Raw genomic sequence first — 14,229 nt, 5'->3', positions numbered from 1 at the left:
CTCAAAAATTTCTCTTACTGAACAGAAAATCATTACTAATCCTCATTTCAGTAATTCATTTAAAATCTTTGTAAATAATATGATGTTTCAAAAAGGTAATTCCCTCTAATACCTCACTATTTTAAAATAATTTTAAATTTTTTATATGAAACATTTATTTAAGTACATCTTTTTTTTAGCCATCACTTCTTTCTCGGTTGCCTGTAGTTCTGATGATGATGAAATAATAGACATCAATCCGGATGTGACCACTGTATTCTACAAAAATGCGGATGAATTGGCAGTAACCTATGATCCCGGTAATTCGGTAAGTCAAGCCATAAAAAATCAAGCTTATGACCTATACAAAAGGGGAAAATGGAGTGAATTGGAATCACTTTTTAAAGCTAATAATTTAAATGGTGGATGGCCGCCTGCCAACGGAGGTTATAATATTGTTGATGATGTTCCTTTACAGGTTGGACAGAAATTCGACAGATACAGCGGAGCAGTGGGCAACTATACCGGTACCGGAGTTCCTACATTAGGAGGAAGTTTTACAAGTCCTATTATCAATGGTTACACTTATACTTTTACCCAAAGAGCATTAAATCAACCTGAAGACAAGTATGATTTTTACTATGAAATCGATGTTTTGAATAGTTCCATGCAGTTTAAAACCCAAACCGCAGACATCATTCCTTGGTTTAACCAGGCAGGGAAAGGAAAACAAACCATGTGGAAAATCCCTATCGACATCAACACGGGTTACCAGAAAACATGGAATAAGCTGGCTGAAGAAGGTTATATAAAAGTTACCATTAAGAAAAGCCCAAGCGGAAAATACCCTAATTTAGTAGGCACAGTTATTCAGCCATAAATCAACCCAGATGTATTCAATATCAGAAAAAATAAACCTAACCGAAAAAGCTACTGTTGAAAAAAGCACCTTCATCAACGATGAAGCTCTTCCATCAGCAATAACCACTTTCACCTGCTGTCGTTGCGGCAACAAAAATACTGTTGCAATAGTACCTTATGAATCAGGATTTCCTGTTCTGCAGCTGTATCATGAAGATAAAGTAGTATCTAAAGATGAATTGTTAAAGCACAAAATTGTCAACGGAACTTCTCAAAGAATGTTGCATTTCGGAGAATTAACAGTTAATGATTTACCTACTTTATATTTTGGTATCGATTGCACTTCCTGTCATTCAAAATATATAGGCGTTTTCAGCTATGGGGAAAAGCAGCCAGGATTGATGATATTGACTATCTCCGGAATCTGGAAATATGAGTAATTGAAATCTTATCTATATCCTATTAAAAGTCCACAAGTTTCAGATTGTGGACTTTTTCTTACTTTAGTGAAGAAATTAATAACATTATTGATAACCAGGAAAACACATTAATTCATGAAAAAGATTACTTTACTTCTTTTCATGCTGTTCTTTGAGCCAGCATATTCACAAAAAACACTTACCCAGTATCCTGATAACCAGTTTCCATACCAAGGAGGTTCTATCCAATTGTTCTCAGATATGCAGGACTATTTCCTGAAAAGCAGCTCAAAACCATGTGATCAAAATGAGATGTATTTTGTAAGCCTAAAGATTGATGAGAAAGGTAAACCTGCTTTAGTAAAGAAAAAGAGCGATGATCCTATTATAGAAAAGAACAAATGCGCTTTTACTCTTGCTGTCAAATCTTTAGGGAGCTTAAAAAACTGGCAGCCTGCAGAACAAAACGGACAGAAAGTTGCCGCTTATTTCGATTTTATATTTCAACCCAAAGATTTTTTTGAAAATTACAAACCCGATTACGATATTGTTAAATCATATCAATCCGCTGCCATGCCCGGAGGGATGAAAGCATTTAGAAAAGAAGTTGTTGAAAGCTTAAATAATTATTTGGATTGGGAAACTTACAACCCAAAAGGAACATTTCTTATATCCTTTTCAATAGATGAAAATGGAGACATCATCAATGTAGATATTGAGCCCAAAGTAGAAAACAATAAAATTCTTCTTGAGGATGTAAAATTTGCTCTGAAAAAAATAAAAGGGAAGTGGAGTCCGGCAAAAAAGAATGGAACACCAGTAAAATCATGGTTTAGAATACCTATTAACTTTAATTCGCGGGAATAAAATTAAAACAATAGACAGCCTGCGCTTTTGAGTCTCATATTTTACTCGTGTACATTTCACATTTTACAAATCCTTTTCTATCTTTGTGGGAAATAAAAAAATTCATGGATAAAATTGATAGTCTGAACCAAGTAGCAGAATTCCATACTACTTTCAAAGCCCCTATTTTAGATACCCCACAAATTCCTTCTCCGGAAAGATGCAATCTGAGAGTAGAACTTTTACAGGAAGAATTAAACGAACTGAAGCAGGCAATTGCTGACAATAATATTGTAGAAATTGCTGATGCATTGTGTGATCTTCAGTATGTTTTGAGTGGTGCTGTACTGGAATTCGGACTTGGCAACAAATTTGTAGAGCTATTCAACGAAGTTCAGCGCTCCAATATGTCGAAGGCATGTGATAATGAAGAGCAGGCAAAGGAAACTGTTGAATTTTACAAAGAGAAGGAAGTAGAATCTTTTTATGAAAAGTCCGGAGAAAAATTCAATGTTTACAGACAGGCAGATCATAAAGTATTGAAAAACAAATACTACTCTCCTGCTGATTTAAAATCAATTATCGAAAAATAAAATATGAAAAAATTTATTACCAATATTGTTGCCTTTTCAACCTTGTTTTTGGCTTCACAACAGCTTACTGCACAAAAAGTAGTGGTAAACCGTGAAGTTGAAACCCAGAATGACGGCAAAATGCTTTTGGGAAACCAGTTGAAAGAGCAGTTTTTAAAAGCTCCTTATGCAGATTGGTATGTGAAAGAACATGATGAGTATGTTCTTGATCAAAAAGCAGTCAGTGAATTAAAAAAAGAGAGAATCGGAACCTATGATATTATTGTTTTCATGGGAACCTGGTGTGAAGATAGCCACAGAGATTTTCCAAGACTGATGAAAATATTGGAAGCCGTAGGTTATCCGGAAAATAAATTGAATATTATTGCTGTTAACCGTAAGAAAGAATCTCCTACCGGAGACGAAAGTCTTTACAATCTTCAGAAAGTTCCTACCATTATTCTGAAAAGATATGGAAAAGAAGTAGGTAGAATTATAGAAATGCCCACTACAGGATATATTGAAAGGGATTTGGTTCAAATTCTTAAAAAGAACGATTCATCTGTCATCAAAGAAATTTTTAAATAGATTTTGAGAAATTATAGAACAATATTATCCTTTGTAGCCGGTGCCGGTGCGATGGTGCTGCTGTTTTTTGGTCTGAAATCCTGCCTGAACCCTGGAAATAAAACTGAAAAATCGGATTATTATATCCTGACCAATCAGATTTCCAAGATGAATAAGATGGTGGTCATGGAGCAAAATACTTCCAGTATGCAGAAAACCAAAATGGGTTATGAAGTTTTTGGGAAAGAAATTTCCAGCAACAGCATTATTACGTATACCAAAACCAATGCACAGGTTTCTTATGATCTTAACAAAATGAAGATCGAAGTAGATTCCATCAATAAAAAGCTTATTATTACCGAGCTTCCTGATGCTGAGATCAGAATAACTCCAAGTGTTGAAATTCAATCTTTAGACGATTCTTTTATTAACAGGATCTCGGAAAAAGACATTAAAAATGTTACAGCTAAAGCTAAAGAAACGGCAGAAAAATCAATTGATCAGAATCAGTTGAGAACAGAAGGCCGTAAGCAGCTCATGGAAAACCTGAATAATATTTTTGTATTGGCTAAGGCTTTGAATTATGAAATAGAAGACAAGACCGGAAAAATTGGTATTCTGGGACTTTAGGTTAAAATATTTCTGTTTGGCAAACCCTTTGAATGATAATATCCATATTGTTACATTTAAAATTCAAACTCATGGATACAAAAGGAAAAACCACCAGGAAAGAATCTGCCAATACCGCAGAAACCCAAAAGCAAAATCAGGATTTCCAGAATATTCCTGCAGCATCAAAAAAGACCAATCCACCTGATATTGACAAAGAAGATGTTCAGAAGTCTTCCAAAAACAAATCAGGAAAAACGGATAACACAAAAAAATAAAAGAGCTTTTAAGGCTTTATTATAATGAAAAACGAAAAGTTCCGTCTCATACGAGGCGGAACTTTTCTTTCTAACTATCTAACTGAACTTTTGTTTCTATACAATGGTCGATTTTCCGATCTTAATATTTTCAAAATTGTAATAAGACTTTTCAGAATATCTGATATGATCGGCAATAAAGCTTCCCACTTCACTTGTGGAGTAATACTGTTTGCTATTAAGATCGATTGTGACATACTTATTCTCAATAGCATGCTCTACCGACTGTCTTAATTTTTCGGCTGCGGTCTTTAAACCAAGATGATCCAGCATCATCGCCACACTTAAAATAGAAGCAACAGGATTGGCAATTCCTTTCCCTTTCGCCTGTGGATAAGATCCGTGAATAGGCTCAAACAAAGCATTCTTCTCTCCTACTGAAGCAGATGGTAACAATCCGATGGATCCTCCGATCACACTTGCTTCATCGGAAATAATATCACCAAACATATTTTCCGTTACAATGACATCAAAATGCTTAGGATTAAGGATCAGCTGCATAGCTGCGTTGTCCACAAACATATAATCAAGCTCTACATCCGGATATTCCGGTGCAATTTCCTGACACGTCTTTCTCCACAATCTTGACGTATCCAAAACATTGGCTTTATCGATAAGCGTAAGCTTTTTCTTTCTTTTCTGTGCTTCCTGAAACGCCATGTGCGCAATCGGAATAATATCTTCACGGCTGTATTTGCAGACATCATAAGCGTAAGCACCTTCCGGATCTGTAAATTTTTCACCAAAATAGATTCCGCTTACCAGTTCTCTGAAAATCTGAATATCAGCACCTTCAATAATTTCTCTTTTCAATGGGCTTTTATCAATCAGAGAGGCATAGGTTTTTAAAGGACGGATATTGGCAAACAATCCTAACTCCTTGCGAAGTTTCAATAATCCCTGTTCAGGTCTTACTTTCGCTTCCGGATTGTTATCAAAAACCGGATCACCAATAGCTCCGAACAGTACAGCATCAGACTCTTTACAGATTTTCAGCGTTTCTTCGGGCAAAGGATTTTCAGTTTTAAAAATAGCCTCTGCACCGATTAATCCATATTCAAAATGGAATTTACATTGAAAAGCTTCAGCAATAGCATCTAATATTTTAATGCTTTCACCGATGATTTCCGGGCCAATCCCATCTCCGGGAAGAACCGCGATTTTAAAATAATTGTCGCTCATTTGCTTTTTGTGTTTTTAATTCAAATTCTGTGATCGTCTGCTTTCTGCTGATTAAAAAATCAATATCGTCATAGCCGTTCAGCAGGCATATTTTTTTATAAGAATCTAATTCAAAGGTTTCTGTGGTATCTTTAAAGCTGATCGACTGTAATTCCACATCAATAGCGATTTCATTGTCAGGATTTTCATTGATGCCTTCCAGAATTTCTTTTAAAAATTCTTCGGAAACCTTTACGGGAAGAAGTCCGTTATTGAGAGCATTTCCTTTAAAAATATCCGCGAAATAACTTGAAACAATGACCTTGAATCCATAATCCGTTAAAGACCAGGCAGCATGTTCACGACTACTCCCACAACCGAAATTATTTCCTGCAACAAGAATCTCACCACCAAATTTGGGATTGTTTAAAACAAAGTCCGGATTAGGTTCCCCAGTATGAATATTGAACCTCCAGTCTCTGAACAGATTTTCTCCGAACCCTTTTCTGTCTATACTTTTCAGGAATCTTGCCGGAATAATCTGGTCTGTATCTATATTTTCTGCCGGCAGTGGAACTGCACGGGATTTTAAAACAACTAATTTTTGCATTTACTTTTAATCTGTTTAGTTTAAACTTTCAAAAGCTGATATTTTACCTTCTATGGCTGCTTTTGCTGCAGTAAGCGGGCTGGCAAGAATTGTCCTTGAGCCTTGTCCCTGTCTGCCTTCAAAGTTTCTGTTGGAAGTGGAAACACAATATTCTCCTTCCGGGATTTTATCATCATTCATTGCCAGACATGCCGAACATCCCGGCTGACGAATCTGAAATCCTGCATCACTGAATATTTTATCCAAACCTTCCTCATAAATCTGTTTAACTACCTGCTGAGATCCGGGAACAATCAGAGCTTTTACAGCCTCAGATTTGCTTTTCCCTTTAATATACTGGGCTGCAGAACGGAAATCTTCTATTCTTGCATTGGTACAGCTTCCTATGAACACATAATTAACCTTGATACTGTTAACTGCCTGTCCGGCTTCCAGTCCCATATATTGTAAAGCTTTCTCTTCAGATTCATTTTGTGGTGCCGGAATAACTTCACGGATTGAAATCCCCATTCCCGGATTAGTACCGTAGGTAATCATAGGATAAATATCTGCAGCATCAAAGCTGAGTTCCTGATCAAAAACAGCGCCTTCATCTGTTTTCAAGGTTCTCCAATACGCTACTTTTTCATTCCAGTCTTCTCCTTCCGGGGCGAATTTTCTTCCCTTTACGTATTCAAAAGTAGTTTCATCCGGAGCAATCATTCCGCCTCTGGCACCCATTTCAATGCTCATGTTGCAGACGGTCATTCTTCCTTCCATTGACATTTCCTCGAATACACTCCCTGCATATTCACAAAAATATCCTGTCCCTCCGTCTGTTCCTATTTTTGAAATGATATAAAGAATAACATCTTTAGGCTGAACATTTTCGTTTAATTTGCCATTGACGGTAATTCTCATTGATTTTGGCTTGTTCAGCAATAAACACTGGCTGGCAAATACCTGAGCCACCTGGCTGGTTCCAATTCCAAAGGCAATTGAGCCAAATGCCCCATGCGTAGAGGTATGGCTGTCACCACACACAATGCTCATTCCCGGCTGGGTAATCCCTAATTCCGGAACGATGATATGAACAATCCCCTGATATTGATGTCCTAATCCGAAAAGTTCAATATTATTTTTTTTACAGTTTTCTGTAAGCTGTTCTACCTGATTTCTTGAAAGATCATCTTTGATGGGCTGATCCTGATGCAATGTAGGTACATTGTGATCGGCAGTCGCAACAATCTGTTCCGGTCTGAAGATTTCCAGATTTCTGGATTCAAGTTCTGCAAAAGCCTGAGGGCTGGTTACCTCATGAATAAGATGTTTGTCTATATAAATGATCTGAGGTCCGTCAGGAATGGTTTCTACCACATGGGCGTCCCATACTTTATCAAAAAGTGTCTTTTTACTGTTGTTCATTTTTTACTTTATCTTGATTTTAAATCAAACCTATCCTATTTTTCTGGCGAAAGAATCCATCATAACACTCAGATCATCGTTGTCTATTTCTTTTTTAAGATCAGCGATTTTCAAAAATTCCTGATACAGATAATCAAGTTCATTTTTGGTAACCTCATAGCCGATATGTTTGAAACGGTAAGCCAATGCTGAACGTCCGCTTCTGGCAGTAAGAATGATTGAAGAGGCATTCACACCTACTTCTGCAGGATCTATGATTTCATACGTTTCCCTGTTTTTAATCACTCCGTCCTGATGAATTCCTGAGCTGTGAGCAAAGGCATTAGCTCCTACAATAGCTTTGTTGGGCTGTACAGACATTCCCATCAGATCAGAAACCATAGCACTCATTTCATTCAGCATTCTGGAATTCACATCGGTATGCAGATTCAGATTTTTATGCTGTTTTAAAATCATGACGACTTCCTCCAGCGCTGTATTACCCGCTCTTTCTCCTAATCCGTTGATCGTACATTCAATCTGGCGGGCTCCATTAATTGCTCCGGCAATAGAATTGGCAGTAGCCAGCCCCAGATCGTTATGGCAATGACATGAAAGCACTGCTTTTTCAATTCCCCTTACATTTTCTTTCAGATATTTTATTTTCTGACCATACTCTTCCGGCAGGCAATATCCTGTGGTATCAGGAATATTCAGGACAGTTGCTCCTGCTTTAATCACCGCTTCACACACTCTTGCCAGATATTCATTATCCGTTCTTCCTGCATCTTCAGCATAAAACTCAACGTCTTCAACATATGTTTTCGCATATTTTACTGCTTCTGCTGCTCTTTCAATAATATCTTCTCTTGTTGAGTTGAATTTGTATTTAATATGAGAATCCGAAGTTCCGATTCCTGTATGGATTCTTGGTTTCTTTGCCAACTTCAGCGCTTCTGCTGCTACATCAATATCTTTTTTGTTCGCTCTTGTGAGTCCGCATACCTTCGCATTTTTCACCAGTTTTGAAATTTCTGAAACCGATTCAAAATCGCCGGGGCTGGAAATCGGGAATCCTGCCTCGATAATATCAATCCCTAATTCATCAAGCCTTTCAGCAATAACCAGTTTTTGTTCCGTATTCAGTTTGCATCCCGGAACCTGCTCCCCATCTCTCAGTGTCGTATCAAAAATTTCGATTTTTTCGGAATTCATAAGTGAAGTTTTTTACTTAATTTTGGCTCAAAACTACAGCTTGCGATATTTTTTTATTTTCACTTTTTCTGAAAATTACAATATTCAACAGCTTAAAAACAATTGTATTTATTTATTAATCAATAATTTAATCCCTTAAAATTTACAATGGCAGAATTGCAGAAAGATTTTTTGTTTGTATTGGTAAAGTCATTGACGACCTCTGAAAAAAGACAGTTTAAGCTCTACGTAAACCGTCTCGGAATTAACGTAGATGCCAAATTTCTATTGTTATTTTCTGAGATGGACAAGATGAAAGAATATGACGAAAGTATTATTATTGAGAAAAAAATATCTACAAAACAACAGCTTTCTAATCTTAAGGCTCATCTTTACAAGCAGATTTTGGTGAGTCTCCGTATGAACCCGAGTCATCAGAATTATAGAATCCAGCTTCGCGAACAGTTAGATTTTGCCAATATCCTCTATCAGAAAGGACTTTATAAGCAGGCTTTAAAGATATTAGACAAAACCAAGCAGACAGCATTGGAACTGGATGAAAAGAGTATTGCTTCGGAGATCATAGATCTTGAAAAAGTAATTGAATCACAATTCATTACACGAAGTATTGAAGGTCGTGCCGAAGAGCTTATCAAGCAATCTCAGGAGATCAGTAAACAAAACCGTTATACTACAAAATTATCCAATCTTTCGTTGAAATTATATAGCGAAATGCTGACCCATGGTTATGTAAAAAACGATGCAGACCGGCAGGAAGTTATGGATATTTTTAACGCAGAGATTAAAAGTATTAACCCGGAGAAGCTGAATTTTACGGAGAAATTATGGTATTACAAAGCCCATGTCTGGAAAAACCAGCTTTTACAGGACTATAAATATACCTTGAAATATGCTTATCAATGGGTCGATCTTTTTCACAAGAAACCTGAAATGATCTATAGCCATCCTGTCTGGTATATCAAAGGGAATACGTATTTGCTGAAAATTTTGTTTTTATACGGAAATATTGATATTCTGGAGGAACATTTCCAGAACTTCAATACAATGGTTCATTCGGAGAATTTTGTTCAGAATGAGAACCTTCAGTCTCTTATTTTTCTTACTCAGTACAATACGCTGATGAATATTCACTTTGTAAAAGGAGAATTCTTCACAGGAACCAAACTTATTCCTGAAGTGGAATTAAAAATGGAAAAGCTCAGAGAGAGGATTGATGAGCACCATTTTATGATTCTTTACCTTAAAATGGCCGCCATGTTCTTCGGAAGTAAAATGTTTGAAAAGTCCATTGAATATTCTATGAGGATTATAGAATCCAAAGGAAATGTACAGGAAGACCTCTTGTTCCATACAAGAATTCTGATCTTAATGGCAAAATATGAGTCTGGCAATGATGAAGATTATGATGAATTTATTGCTTCTACTTTGAAATTTGCGAAGAAAATGAAAAAACCGGAAGAATTCCATTTTGAAAGCATTCAGTTTTTTAAGAACCTGAATAATCAAATCCCGGATCAGAGACAAAAAGCTTTTGAAAGCTTTGATAAAAAGCTGGAAGAATATTCCAATAATGAATATTATAGACGTTCGTTATTCTATATTGACATCCACGGATGGATTAAGTCCAAAGTTCAGAATGTGGATGTTATTGAGATTATCAAGCAGAAAGTAAAGTATAAAAGAAAGCATTAAATAAGAATATATAAAAATATATTTTTCAATAATTTACAATGTTTTATTTCATGTAAAATAAAACATCAAAAAACATTTTTAATATAATCTTTTATAGATTTAGGTATTAACAGGTCGCTCCGGAGGAGCGACCTGTTAATTATGCTGTGATGTAATCGGATGATGATTTTATTTATACATCTTCTTTATAAAATTCAATGCATTTCTATGGCTGATTTTTTCCATCAGTTCATGTGAAAAACGCTTCTCAATTTCTTTATTGATAGCATTAAATGCAGATGCATCATCATATCCTTTAAAGAAAAATGGATGACGGGATTTATCAGGATGGTTTTTACAGAAGAAAAAATCGGCACCATAGGCAACTGCATCTTCTCCGCCCAAATCAAGGCCGTACTGAATATGTTCATATAACATTTCCGGATTTGTATCATCGACACAATTGCGGATAAAATTGAGTCCGATCAGCCCTTTTCTTTTAATCACTTCTTTCGCCAGTTCATCGGGAAGATTTCTCTTTTTATCATGTACCTGTCTGTAGTTGGAATGGCTTGCGATAACAGGAATTTTGTAGTTTCTCTGATCAATATAATTAAGAATTCCATAGGCAAGCTGATCACTGGTGTGGGCAAGATCAATAGCAATGTTTTTTTCTGAGAAATAGTCAAGCAGAACTTTACCGTCATCTTTCAATCCTACATCGGAATTGTTTCCTCCTCCAAAGCGGTTTTCAGTATGATGGGTTATTCCAAGGTAAAGAATTCGTTGTGTTTTTTCAATAATCGCTTCCAGATTTTTAAAACCCGTTTCCAAAGTGTCATCTTCGCCACAGAAGCCGGATGCATTTTCAATAGAAGCGATAACTCCTACTTTGCCTATATTTTCAGGATTTTTATAATTGTTACCATCAAATAAGAAAAAACTTTCATTTTGCAGGAGATCTGAAAATATTTCGCTCTGTTTTGCTCCGTAAGCAGTACTATTTTGCCCTGTCGCGGAGTATATAGCCATCACCTGAAGCTTTACATTTCCTTCTTTTAAATAAGGAAGTGAGCATCCAAGTTCTTTGTCGTTAATTAATGAACCCGGCTCCAGCAAATAGCATAATAAATCGCAGTGAAGGTCAACATTTATAGCATTCATATTAATTGTAATTAATTTATTTTTAAAGACTTACAAATAGACTAAGTATCTTAATATTGGTGTTATCTTGAATAAAAAATCAAAGGTATTTTTCTATGAAAAACGAAATATGGAATTCAGTGAGACTAAAACCATCTGCATCTTTTACATTTTTAATATTAATTCTCATTCTAAATATATGCTAATATAGTATTTTATCTAAAAATTCCGTATTTTTGCATCTTAAAATTTCTTAGTAAACAATGATAAAAATTACACTTCCAGACAATAGTGTCAAAGAATTCGAGGGAGCAGTGACTCCCCTTGATGTGGCAAAATCTATAAGCGAGGGATTGGCTAGAAACACCATTTCCGCAATTGTTAATGACAAACAAGTAGAAACGACCACACCTATAACCACGGATTCTACGGTACAGCTTTTGACCTGGAATGATGATCTTGGAAAGAAGGCTTTCTGGCACTCTTCTGCCCACCTTCTGGCGCAGGCAATCCTTGAGTTTTATCCTGATGCTAAGTTGACCATCGGTCCTGCTATCGAAAGCGGATTCTACTATGATGTAGATTTCGGGGATGAAAGTCTATCTGAAAAAGATTTTGAGAAGATTGAGAAAAAGATCCTGGAAAATGCAAAGAAAGGTTCTACTTTCTCTTTATATCCGGTTTCAAAAGAAGAAGCTTTGAAGACGTATGCAGATAACCCTTACAAAGTGGAATTGATCTCTAATCTTAATGATGGGGAAATCACTTTTGTAACCCACGATAACTTCACAGATTTATGTCGTGGTGGTCACATTCCGAATACAGGAATCGTAAAAGCGGTTAAAATATTAAATGCAGCAGGAGCTTACTGGAGAGGTAATGAAAAGAACCCACAATTAACAAGAGTATATGGTATTTCTTTCCCTAAGCAGAAAGATCTGACAGAATATCTAGAAAGATTGGAAGAAGCTAAAAGAAGAGATCACAGAAAATTAGGTAAAGAACTTGGAATCTTCGCATTCTCTGAAAAAGTAGGTGCAGGTTTACCACTTTGGCTGCCAAAAGGTACTGCTTTAAGAAGAAAACTGGAGAATTTCCTTTCTGATGCTCAGAAAAAAGGAGGTTATGAATTCGTAATGTCTCCACACATCGGGGCAAAAGAATTATATGTAACTTCAGGACACTGGGACAAATATGGTGAAGACAGCTTCCAGCCGATTAAAACGCCGAACGAAGGAGAAGAATTTTTGCTGAAGCCGATGAACTGTCCTCACCACTGTGAAATTTACAAAACTTCACAATGGAGCTACAGAGATTTACCAAAAAGATATGCAGAATTCGGTACGGTATACAGATATGAGCAAAGTGGAGAGCTTCACGGTTTAACGAGAGTTCGTGGATTTACTCAGGATGATGCTCACTTATTCTGTACTCCTGATCAGCTTTCTGAAGAATTTGAAAAAGTAATTGATCTTACGTTGTATGTATTCAAATCTTTAGGGTTTGAAGATTTTGTAACTCAGGTTTCATTAAGAGATCCTGAAAACAAACAAAAATATATCGGTTCTGATGAAAACTGGGAGAAAGCAGAAAGTGCGATCATCAATGCAGCTCAAAAGAAAGGTTTAAAAACAGTAGTAGAATACGGAGAAGCGGCATTCTACGGTCCGAAGCTTGACTTCATGGTGAAAGATGCTTTAGGAAGAAAATGGCAGTTAGGAACTATCCAGGTAGATTATAACTTACCGGAAAGATTTGATCTTCACTATATCGGAAATGATAATGAAAAGCACAGACCGGTGATGATCCACAGAGCACCATTCGGTTCTATGGAGCGTTTTATCGCTATTCTGCTGGAAAACACTGCAGGTGATTTCCCGTTATGGCTGAGCCCGGATCAGTTTATTATTCTACCAATCAGTGAAAAATATGTAGATTATTCAAAAAAAGTTTCACAATTTTTGGAAAATCACGATATTAGCGGTCAGATTGATGAAAGAAATGAGAAGACAGGTAAAAAGATCCGTGATGCTGAATTGAAGAAAATTCCTTTCATGCTTGTTGTAGGAGAAAATGAAGAGAAAGAAGGCACGATTTCTGTAAGAAGACGTGGAGAAGGTGATCTTGGAGCGATGAAGCTGGAGGATTTCGTTGCTTACTTCAAAAAAGAAGCAGCCATATAACTTTTAAATTAAAAGATTGAAGGATTCAAAAATTTAAATAATTAACTGGAATCTTTTAATTTTAAATATTTAAATCAATTAAATTAAGTAATTAACCAATAAAATTATAATACAATAGCACAAAGATTTAACAACAGGGGCCCACAGAGACGTCCGGTACAAGAGGACGCTCACTTGATCAACGATAAAATTCGTGTGAGAGAGCTTCGTTTAGTGGGCGATAACGTAGAGCCAGGAATTTACCCAATTGACAAAGCAAGACAAATTGCGGCGGAACAAGAATTGGATTTAGTAGTAATTTCTGACAAGGCAGAACCATTTATTGCAAGAGTATTGGAATACAAGAAATTCTTATACGAGCAAAAGAAAAAACAGAAGGAACTTAAAGCCAAGCAGGTAAAAGTGGTAGTAAAAGAGATCCGTTTCGGACCTCAGACTGATGATCACGATTACGAATTCAAAAAGAAGCATGCTGAAAAATTCCTTGAAGAAGGTTCTAAATTAAAAACCTACGTATTTTTTAAAGGACGTTCGATTATCTTTAAGGACCAGGGAGAAATTTTGCTTTTAAAACTTGCTCAGGAACTTGAGCATGTGGGTAAAGTAGACCAGCTTCCTAAACTTGAAGGAAAAAGGATGATTATGATGATGAGTCCTAAAAAACCAGCAAAATAATTAAGTCATTATTTTATA

The 14,229-nt window shown here is 36.2% G+C and carries 15 protein-coding genes; 10 read left to right on the top strand and 5 right to left on the bottom strand.

Annotation, left to right across the window (positions count from 1 at the left end):
* Positions 1-145 precede the first annotated feature (145 nt).
* From PZ898_RS03150 to PZ898_RS03120, 7 genes are all read left to right on the top strand, one after another.
* The gene (locus PZ898_RS03150) at positions 146-859 is read left to right on the top strand and encodes a glycohydrolase toxin TNT-related protein (protein ID WP_277694769.1); all 714 of its coding nucleotides are present in this window, start codon (positions 146-148) and stop codon (positions 857-859) included.
* Between the two features lie 10 nt (positions 860-869).
* Positions 870-1,280, top strand: coding sequence for a hypothetical protein (locus tag PZ898_RS03145; RefSeq protein WP_277694768.1), 411 nt, complete (start codon positions 870-872; stop codon positions 1,278-1,280).
* A 114-nt stretch (positions 1,281-1,394) separates the two neighbouring features.
* Entirely contained in the window at positions 1,395-2,126 is a 732-nt protein-coding gene (locus tag PZ898_RS03140; RefSeq protein ID WP_277694767.1) for an energy transducer TonB, read from the top strand.
* A 104-nt stretch (positions 2,127-2,230) separates the two neighbouring features.
* Positions 2,231-2,698 carry a nucleoside triphosphate pyrophosphohydrolase family protein gene (locus tag PZ898_RS03135; RefSeq protein WP_034694493.1) on the top strand — a complete coding sequence of 156 codons (468 nt, stop codon included), beginning with the start codon at positions 2,231-2,233 and terminating at the stop codon, positions 2,696-2,698.
* Between the two features lie 3 nt (positions 2,699-2,701).
* Complete coding sequence (locus PZ898_RS03130; protein WP_062669728.1) at positions 2,702-3,265, top strand: thioredoxin family protein; 564 nt, start codon at positions 2,702-2,704, stop codon at positions 3,263-3,265.
* Positions 3,266-3,268: 3 nt separating this feature from the next.
* Positions 3,269-3,874 (top strand): DUF4230 domain-containing protein, encoded by a 606-nt coding sequence (locus tag PZ898_RS03125; protein WP_062669730.1) that lies wholly within the window; start codon positions 3,269-3,271, stop codon positions 3,872-3,874.
* Positions 3,875-3,945: 71 nt separating this feature from the next.
* A complete protein-coding gene (locus PZ898_RS03120) occupies positions 3,946-4,131 on the top strand; it encodes a hypothetical protein (protein ID WP_062669731.1) in 186 nt (61 codons plus the stop codon).
* 96 nt (positions 4,132-4,227) lie between these two features.
* On the opposite strand, the gene leuB is transcribed toward PZ898_RS03120, so the two are convergent.
* The 4 genes from leuB to PZ898_RS03100 are packed head-to-tail and all read right to left on the bottom strand — an operon-like array spanning position 4,228 to position 8,539.
* Positions 4,228-5,352, bottom strand: a complete 1,125-nt coding sequence (gene leuB / locus PZ898_RS03115; RefSeq protein WP_277694766.1) for a 3-isopropylmalate dehydrogenase — start codon at positions 5,350-5,352, stop codon at positions 4,228-4,230.
* A complete protein-coding gene (gene leuD / locus PZ898_RS03110; RefSeq protein ID WP_062669734.1) occupies positions 5,333-5,941 on the bottom strand; it encodes a 3-isopropylmalate dehydratase small subunit in 609 nt (202 codons plus the stop codon). Before leuD ends, leuB begins: the two co-directional genes overlap by 20 nt.
* Before the next feature lie 15 nt (positions 5,942-5,956).
* The gene (leuC, locus tag PZ898_RS03105) at positions 5,957-7,345 is read right to left on the bottom strand and encodes a 3-isopropylmalate dehydratase large subunit (RefSeq protein WP_277694765.1); all 1,389 of its coding nucleotides are present in this window, start codon (positions 7,343-7,345) and stop codon (positions 5,957-5,959) included.
* A 30-nt stretch (positions 7,346-7,375) separates the two neighbouring features.
* A complete protein-coding gene (locus PZ898_RS03100; protein WP_277694764.1) occupies positions 7,376-8,539 on the bottom strand; it encodes a 2-isopropylmalate synthase in 1,164 nt (387 codons plus the stop codon).
* Positions 8,540-8,686: 147 nt separating this feature from the next.
* Between PZ898_RS03100 and PZ898_RS03095 the strand changes: the two genes are divergently transcribed.
* Positions 8,687-10,231: a hypothetical protein gene (locus tag PZ898_RS03095; protein WP_277694763.1), complete on the top strand. Its 1,545-nt coding sequence runs from the start codon at positions 8,687-8,689 to the stop codon at positions 10,229-10,231.
* Positions 10,232-10,399: 168 nt separating this feature from the next.
* Here the strand turns inward: PZ898_RS03095 and PZ898_RS03090 are convergent, their stop codons facing one another.
* A complete protein-coding gene (locus PZ898_RS03090) occupies positions 10,400-11,374 on the bottom strand; it encodes a membrane dipeptidase (protein ID WP_277694762.1) in 975 nt (324 codons plus the stop codon).
* A 242-nt stretch (positions 11,375-11,616) separates the two neighbouring features.
* Between PZ898_RS03090 and thrS the strand changes: the two genes are divergently transcribed.
* A complete protein-coding gene (gene thrS / locus PZ898_RS03085) occupies positions 11,617-13,536 on the top strand; it encodes a threonine--tRNA ligase (RefSeq protein ID WP_110008821.1) in 1,920 nt (639 codons plus the stop codon).
* A 174-nt stretch (positions 13,537-13,710) separates the two neighbouring features.
* Positions 13,711-14,211: a translation initiation factor IF-3 gene (gene infC / locus PZ898_RS03080; protein WP_027372223.1), complete on the top strand. Its 501-nt coding sequence runs from the start codon at positions 13,711-13,713 to the stop codon at positions 14,209-14,211.
* Positions 14,212-14,229 lie beyond the last annotated feature (18 nt).

The sequence above is a fragment of the Chryseobacterium sp. WX genome (assembly GCF_029542485.1).
Classification (GTDB): Bacteria; Bacteroidota; Bacteroidia; order Flavobacteriales; family Weeksellaceae; genus Chryseobacterium; species Chryseobacterium cucumeris.
This window is presented reverse-complemented; position numbering and strand designations above follow the sequence as displayed.